General features: G+C 59.2%; 1 protein-coding gene and 1 pseudogene. One reads left to right on the plus strand and one right to left on the minus strand.

From position 1 onward, the window contains the following. The first annotated feature begins 156 nt into the window (after positions 1-156). Positions 157-1,209, plus strand: a pseudogene (locus AC07FD_RS29065) (IS3 family transposase). A gap of 246 nt (positions 1,210-1,455) precedes the next feature. Here AC07FD_RS29065 and AC07FD_RS29070 read toward each other — a convergent pair. After that, on the minus strand, positions 1,456-1,746 hold the full coding sequence (locus AC07FD_RS29070; protein WP_478352645.1) for a hypothetical protein: 291 nt from the start codon (positions 1,744-1,746) through the stop codon (positions 1,456-1,458). Between the last annotated feature and the right edge of the window lie 190 nt (positions 1,747-1,936).

Consider the following 1,936-nt stretch of genomic DNA (forward strand, 5'->3'; position numbering starts at 1 on the left):
GGCGAAACCGGCACAGCGATAATCGTAATGGAGAAGAGCGGACAGCTTAGATGCGCCTCGATCAACGGAGACAGAGCTGGCTCGGGAAATCTGAACAGGGGTTATAAGTGGAATTTTCGCCTGAACGCGGCATAGAAGCCGGGAACAGGAGAGACCATGACGAAACGCCCCCGCCGTAATCACAGCCCCGAGTTCAAGGCCAAGGTCGCGCTTGCCGCGATCCGAGGCGAGAAGACGCTCATCGAGTTGTCGCAGCAGTTCGACGTTCATCCCAACCAGATCAAGCAATGGAAAGACCTGCTTCTGGAAGGAGCGTCCGGCCTATTTGGCATGGAGGTGAAGTCCGGTCCTGCGGCTCCGGCCGTGGACGTCAAGACGCTGCACGCCAAGATCGGGGAACTGGCGCTGGAGAACGATTTTTTAGCCGGCGCGCTCAACAAGGCCGGGTTGCTGAGCGCAAGGAAATGATCGACCGCCGCCACGATCTTTCGATCGCCGGTCAGGCCAGGGCTCTCGGGATCGGCCGGAGCAGCGTCTACTACCTGCCCCGGCCCGTTGCCGCCGCCGATCTGGCATTGATGCGCCGGATCGACGAATTGCATCTCGACTATCCGTTCGCGGGAAGCCGGATGTTGCAGGCGCCCGAACACCTCGAAGCCGGCGCCGGGGCACAAGATCTATCCCTATCTCCTGCGCAATCTGCCCGTCACCCGACCCAACCGGGTCTGGGCGATGGACATCACATACATCCCGATGGCGCGCGGCTTCGTCTACCTGGCCGCCGTCATCGACTGGTTCAGCCGCCGCGTCCTGTCCTGGCGACTGTCGATCACGTTGGAGGCGGACTTCTGCATCGAGGCTGTCGAGGAGGCGCTGGCCCGACACGGCAAGCCCGAGATCTTCAACACCGACCAAGGCTCGCAGTTCACCTCCATCGACTTCATCAAGGTGCTGAAGGACGCCGAAATCGCCATCTCCATGGACGGCAAGGGCGCGTGGCGCGACAACGTCTTCGTCGAACGGCTATGGCGGACCATTAAATACGAGGAGGTCTACCTGCACGCCTATGCCAGCGTGCCGGAAGCCCGGGCGGCCCTTGCCAGGTATCTGACCTTTTACAATTCCAGACGCCCTCACTCATCGCTTGACCGGCGCACCCCGGATCAGGCCTACTTCAACGCGCCGCAGCCAATCCCGGCCGCGGCATGACAGAGGCGGAAACCCACTTAACAAACCCCGCCAAACTGTTCAGACGAACGCCGCCACCTCTGTTCACTCTTCGTTCGACCTTAGCGCAAGATTCTGCACAGCTCTTGTTCCGGCCCCTAAAGGGGGACTCAAAATCAGGCGATTGAGAAGTCCTAGGGGCGGTTGGACAACCAAAATCCTGGCATTGAACAGACGCGCTCGGAAACTTGGTGCGCTCCATCCTGCTGCCTGGCCGCCCGGCCACCGCTACGACACGATAGGCGTCGCGCCCTTGATTGAGGGCATCGAGTTCGAGGCGCTGATTGCCGACAAGGTTTTCGATGCCGACTGGATCGTCGAGGCGATGAATGGACGCGGCGCAAAGATCGTCATTTCGCAACGGCCCCGGCGAAAGTACCGATCCAAATCGACGCTGAAATCTACAAATGGCGTCATCTCATCGAAAACTTCTTCGCCAAGCTCAAAGCTGTCAAAGGGATCGCAATGCGCAGCGAGAAAACTGATCAAAACTTCACGGCAATGATCTACGGTACGCATCCGAGGTGGGCCGCCTTGTGAGAATTGTCGGATTTGGCACTGACTGTCCTTATTGACGTCAATACGGACAGTGCGGAATGGAACGACTTGATATTATCGATAGCGGCCGGCGGCGACGCTTCAGCAAAGAGATGAAGCAGCAGATTGTCGCCGAGAGCTATTCGGAACCTGGCTTGTGTGCGACGACGGC

It is taken from the genome of Mesorhizobium waitakense (assembly GCF_056431085.1).

Excerpts from the sequence above, each read along its gene's own strand:
- AC07FD_RS29070 (WP_478352645.1), bottom strand. The coding sequence starts at position 1,746 with ATGCGTACCGTAGATCATTGCCGTGAAGTTTTGATCAGTTTTCTCGCT.